The organism is Paenibacillus allorhizoplanae (assembly GCF_927798215.1).
Lineage (GTDB): Bacteria > Bacillota > Bacilli > Paenibacillales > NBRC-103111 > Paenibacillus_E > Paenibacillus_E allorhizoplanae.
Window position 1 is genome coordinate 1 of the sequence record NZ_CAKMMW010000017.1, and the last position, 5,932, is coordinate 5,932.

A 5,932-nucleotide genomic window follows, 5' to 3' on the forward strand; every position below is an offset into this window, starting at 1 on the left:
TTAATTGCTCATTTGAAGCTAGCGAGATTTTGCAATCTCTTTTATAGTCGATTACTCGACTGTGCTTACTCACTCGTTGTTCAGTTTTCAAAGATCAATCACTCTTGTCCAACCTACTCTCTCTCGAAAGCCGGAAGATCAATATACCATAGTTACTTTTCTTTTGCAACTTGTTTTTCTCAAGCTACTTTCGTATTCCCGCATGTCTCAGCGGCAACTTTTATAAGATAACACAGATGCCGCAGCCGAGTCAACCCAATAGTCGATGTATTATATTTACAGTTACAGCAATGCCCATTTCACACCAATCAGTAGTATAACTCCGGGGATCCCTAATATAGTAGCCGTCCCTAAAGTAGCCGTATTAATAGGCAGTTCTATGTGTGTATATCCGCTCAATAGATTCAGTATGTATAACAGAAAAGCTGCGACTACTATGTTTAAACCTAATGAAGCTACAAGTCTACCGCCACCTCGGCTTCGAAATACAATCATCACTAACATAAGCGAGGAGAGTATCAACACCCCCCAAATGGCATATTTAAGAATCATCCTCTACACCTCCATTAAATGATCGCTGTCAATCAGGCTTACCCCTAATCGCTTCGCTTGTTTGATAAGCATTTCAAATCTCTTCTCTGCAGCTTCCATCGCGTAGATTGTATAGTCGATCTGATCCTTGTCCAAAGCGAAGTCAAAGTGAGCTTGCGCCGCCACCCACGTCTGATGCGCAGCACGTATCTCTTGAATCAACATGATCTTGTCCCGTTTCAGTTCTTCCTTAACAGTCTTCGCTCGCGGATTCTTAAATCCACGCATGCCTAATAGAGCCGGTTTCATAGGCAAACCTCCATTCCTCCCACAATTGGGTTGATCTATACATATGGGGATCATGGCATTTTCAGAACCAGTACGACACTTTTTAGACAGAAAAAAAAGAGAGCTTCTCAGCTCTCCTTAAGATGTATGCTTTTATAATTCCCTGCGGCCTTCCATCGCTTTGGACAAGGTTACCTCATCCGCATACTCCAAATCCCCGCCTACCGGCAAGCCATGGGCAATACGAGTTACACGCAAACCAAACGGTTTGATCAATCTAGATAAGTACATCGCTGTGGCTTCGCCCTCAATGTTCGGATTGGTGGCTAGAATCAATTCTTGCACCGTCTCGTCACCCAAACGCTTAAGTAATTCCGCGATATGAATTTGATCGGGTCCAATCCCCTCCATAGGAGATATCGCACCATGCAGCACATGGTAATATCCTTCAAATTCTTTGGTACGCTCCAGCGCAACCAAGTCCTTCGGTTCCTGCACAACGCAGATGACGGAATTATCACGGCTTTTATCCTGACAAATACGACAAGGATCCACATCGGTAATATTGCAACACACGGAGCAATAATGCAGGTTCCGTTTCACATTAACAAGCGATTTAGCAAAATCAATCACGTCTTCTTCTTTCATTCGAAGGACGTGAAAGGCTAAGCGCCCCGCTGTCTTGGGACCTACTCCCGGCAAGCGGGAGAAGGCATCGATTAACTTCGCTATCGGTTCGGGGTAATACAAAGGAAGTACTCCTTCATGGTACAGAGTCGTTGATTATTGGTTGTCTTAGAATAATCCAGGGATATTCATTCCGCCTGTGAATTTGCCCATATCTTTGTTAGCGATCTCTTCTGCTTTGGACATTGCGTCGTTAACTGCAGTCAACACAAGATCTTGCAGCATTTCAACATCGTCAGGATCTACTGCTTCTGGTTTGATCGTAATGCTTTGTACCTTCTTGTGTCCGTTGATGATACACGTTACTACACCGCCGCCTGCTGTTCCTTCAATCATTTTCGTGCCTAGTTCTTCTTGTGCCTTCATCATTTGCTCTTGCATTTTCTTCACTTGCTTCATCATTTGGTTCATGTTATTCATTATAGATCGCTCCCTTATCGTTAGTCTTCTTTAATCGTTACTAGATCTTCACCAAACAATTGGATGGCTTCGGATATCCATTCTTCTTTGACCGCGTTTCCGCGACCATCCTCAGCGACTAATTCCATCTCTTCAGGCGGGGCGTGCGTCGCATCACTCTTCGCATCATCCCATTCCTTACGCATTAAGGTCAGCAAACGCATTGGCTTACCAAATACAGAAGAAAGCACTTGTTCAATAATGACTTTATTCTCTGGCTTCTCTGTTGTATTACGATGCATATCATTCTTAAATGCGACAAGAACAACATCATCTAGCATAGCCACCAAATCACCGTTAACAAACCAGGCATGAACGGTTATTTTCTTCTCTTTGACATCACCTAACACTTGACTCCACTTCATCAGTGCCGTCTTCGTATCTGGACTCTCAGAAGCCTTCAAGTATGGATCAAGCTTAAGACCTGACTTCTTAGAAGGTGCTGAGGCCACGGCTACTTTCGCCGCAGGCGCTTGCTTAGCACTTTCACCCGAAGCAACACTCACTCCCGATTTTACCAGTACTGCTAGTTGATCTTCAAGTTGTTTCATTCTTTGGGTCATCTGAGCAAAAAGATCACCCTGCGGCTGACGCGCCCCTACTTCCACTGAATCGTCCGATCCTCGATGGCCACCACTTATTTTCATAATAGCGATTTCTAATAAGGTTTGCGGTTGTACCGAATATTTCATCTCACTCTGATAATGGTTCAGCGTTTCAATCATATTCATCATCTCACTTGGCGTGAAGTGACTCGCGATCTCCCTGAGCTCTGCCATATCAAATACGCGTTCAGCAATCACAGGTGAATTCGGCACCATGCGCACCATCAGCAAATCACGGAAATAGTGAATCAAATTCTCGATACATTTGTCTGCGCTCTTGCCCTCTTGCATGAAGGTATCAATTAACTCTAGGGCAGCCCCCAAATTCTGTTCCTTGATAAACGTGACTAGTCTCTTAAATTGATCGGAAGCAATACCGCCTGTGATCGACAAAATGTCAGCTAGCTGTATTTCTCCTGTTGCAAACGATGCCGCCTGATCCAACAGACTTAGCGCGTCCCGCATCCCGCCGTCGGACAATCTTGCTATATAGTGAAGAGCTTCTTTATCAATCGAAATGCGCTCTTGATCACAAACATACTGTAGACGCCCTACCTCATCCTCCATGGAAACGCGACGGAAATCGAAGCGCTGACACCGAGATATAATGGTTGCGGGAATCTTATGAGGCTCCGTTGTCGCTAAAATAAACATAACATGCGCCGGCGGCTCTTCCAATGTCTTCAATAAGGCATTAAATGCTTCCGTCGTCAGCATATGCACTTCATCAATAATGTACACTTTCTGCCTAACTTCAGTCGGTGCGTATTTAACTTTATCTCGGATATCACGAATTTCTTCTACACCGCGGTTGGATGCCGCATCGATCTCTACAACGTCCATCACTGCGCCTTCCGTAATACGCTCACAGGCAGAACATTGGTTGCATGGCTCTTCCGAGGGGCCGTTTAAACAGTTGATGGCTTTGGCTAAAATTTTGGCTGTACTTGTTTTACCCGTTCCACGGGGACCGTTAAACAAATAAGCATGGGTAAGGCGATTTTCCCGCAAAGAATTCTGCAGTGTTTGTGTGATATGCCGCTGTCCGACAACATCACGAAACGTCTGCGACCTCCATGTACGATACAAAGCAATGTGTGCCATAGTGTTCCTCTCCAATAATCCCTGCGTGGATTGACTGTATCCATTATACTATAACGCTCCAAGGGATGAAATAGAGGATCACATATAGGGGATCGTGATGGTAAATGTCGTTCCAAAGCCTTTGGAAGCTACGCGAATCGTCCCGCCCATATCATGAATGATACGTTGGCATACAGAGAGCCCTAGCCCCGTGCCCGTATCCTTCGTTGTGAAGAACGGATCAAAGATTTTATCAACGACGAACATTGGAATCCCCGTACCTGTGTCATGAATATCCACACACACATTTCGCTCTATCGTGTCTACACGCTCCGAAATCGTCAATATCCCACCATCGGGCATAGCTTCGATTCCATTTTTGCAAACATTCAAGAAAACTTGCTTCAATAGCTCAATATCTGCCGTTACCTCAGGGAGGTGGGTGGAAGCCTCATAGTGAAGTTGAACATTATAGAGGATCGCCTCATTCTGAATAACTGGCACAATACCGCGCAGGACTTCCGTCACACCAATACGCTCATAGGCCACATGCTTGGGCTTGCTCAACATCAGAAATTCATTCACTAGTGCATTAATCCGATCAATCTCTCCCAGCATGACATCTGTAAAGTTCTGTTCTTTATCCATGCCCCGGTCACCGAATGTACGACGCAGCATCTGTAAGAAGCCTTTGATTGACGTTAGTGGGTTACGGATTTCATGCGCTGTTCCTGCAGCAATTTGCCCGATCATCGCTAGCCGATCGCTTCGCTGAACCATTTGTTCCAACGAGCGCATATTCGTGACATCTTTAAAAATAATGTAAGCCCCCACAATGTTCCCCTGACTATCCTTCAAAACATTAGAATCAAGCAGCAAATCAAAGCGTTCTTGATTGTTCGTCCAGGAAACGGCGTGATTGCGGACTATCGCTCCATTCAGAATCGTTCGCTGCACGAGCTGGTGCTGACTCGGAACTGTGGCAAAAATTTCATCCAGCGACTTGTTGCGAATATGCTCTTTCTCCATAGCCAGCATTTGGCAGGCGCGATCACTAATGTCAGCAAGTCGGTAATCCATATCTATTAATAACACGCCTAAATTGATGTCTTTCAAAAAGGCATCCGAAAAGCGCTGCAGCAAGTTTAACACTGTTCTTTCTTCTTTATTTTTCAATGATAATAGGTATATACTTCTATCCTCACATTGGAGCTTGAGCATGGAGAACTGAAAATAGATCATTTCTCCATTCTTCCCTAGTAGAAAACCATGGGGCCACTCCCCAACATCCGCTTCATCCCTAAAATGAAATTCGTATAACTCACGCAAAGTAGCCCTCATCTTAAAAAATTGAGGGCAGGGAACACCAGTAATTTCATCTGCTGAATATCCTGAAACTTTCAAGAGCTGATCTGAGACGAGTAATAACTTCTCATCTTCATCAACCATTACCATACCGGTTTGCATGCTGTGATTGAACAGTTTCCGCAGTTCGTTCATCGATACCGAGTACATCTGAGGCGAATGAATGGGCATGTCAACAGCTCCTTCACTTTCTCTTACCACAATAGAAAGTATAAGTTTTCGGAACCCGAAAACATCCTTCTATTGGGCGATAAAACCATATATAGGGATCTTTGGTCGGAGACCAAAGTCTCTCAGCTTTAACGCGGTCGCACATCTTCGAGCGGCATCAGTCCATGTATGTATTGTATAAAGATTCTCTATAAAGTCATATTTTTCCTGCTAAATGCAAAAGAAAAAACGCCCTAATTGCTGGCGTTTCGGTTATGTGTTCTTACATATACGGTATGATTACACCGTGCACCTGTTATTGATAAAGTGATACAAGCGAACTCTTATCGTTGGCTCAAATCAGGCAGCCCCTCGGCACATGAAACATCTCACTTACGGCTGCTTCCTTCCAGACCTGACCGGGTTCATGAGCATCCATTGCGAAGGACCCAACTCTCAACACCACGTGTAAGAGCCAGACCTCACATCACAGTACCGCTAACAGGAATTCAACCTCGCTACAGCGGATTGCGAGTTACAGGGCACCGCTACCTCCCCGTCTAGCACAGTAAAAATAGTATAGCTGATTCACTGCCAAATAGCAACCTGAGGGAAAAACTACCTAATATAGGGATCTTTAGCGTTAGCTAAAGTCTCTCTGCTTTGGGATCTTTAGCGTTAGCTAAAGTCTCTCTGCTTTGGGATCTTTAGCGTTAGCTAAAGTCTCTCTGCTTTGGGATCTTTAGCGTTAGCTAAAGTCTCTC

Annotated in this window: 6 protein-coding genes and 1 other RNA gene; all 7 read right to left on the minus strand. The window is 44.7% G+C overall.

Annotation, left to right across the window (positions count from 1 at the left end; all coding sequences use genetic code 11):
- Positions 1-282 precede the first annotated feature (282 nt).
- Positions 283-552, minus strand: coding sequence for a pro-sigmaK processing inhibitor BofA family protein (locus L6I86_RS35960; protein ID WP_420851919.1), 270 nt, complete (start codon positions 550-552; stop codon positions 283-285).
- Positions 553-555: 3 nt separating this feature from the next.
- A complete protein-coding gene (locus L6I86_RS23525) occupies positions 556-840 on the minus strand; it encodes a DUF2508 family protein (protein WP_236290869.1) in 285 nt (94 codons plus the stop codon).
- 132 nt (positions 841-972) lie between these two features.
- Positions 973-1,569: a recombination mediator RecR gene (recR, locus tag L6I86_RS23530; protein WP_056621953.1), complete on the minus strand. Its 597-nt coding sequence runs from the start codon at positions 1,567-1,569 to the stop codon at positions 973-975.
- A gap of 45 nt (positions 1,570-1,614) precedes the next feature.
- Complete coding sequence (locus tag L6I86_RS23535; protein ID WP_028555044.1) at positions 1,615-1,926, minus strand: YbaB/EbfC family nucleoid-associated protein; 312 nt, start codon at positions 1,924-1,926, stop codon at positions 1,615-1,617.
- Between the two features lie 20 nt (positions 1,927-1,946).
- Positions 1,947-3,674: a DNA polymerase III subunit gamma/tau gene (gene dnaX, locus L6I86_RS23540; RefSeq protein WP_236290870.1), complete on the minus strand. Its 1,728-nt coding sequence runs from the start codon at positions 3,672-3,674 to the stop codon at positions 1,947-1,949.
- 78 nt (positions 3,675-3,752) lie between these two features.
- Positions 3,753-5,189: an ATP-binding protein gene (locus L6I86_RS23545; protein ID WP_338113437.1), complete on the minus strand. Its 1,437-nt coding sequence runs from the start codon at positions 5,187-5,189 to the stop codon at positions 3,753-3,755.
- A 284-nt stretch (positions 5,190-5,473) separates the two neighbouring features.
- Positions 5,474-5,737, minus strand: an RNA gene (gene ffs, locus L6I86_RS23550) — signal recognition particle sRNA large type.
- Positions 5,738-5,932 lie beyond the last annotated feature (195 nt).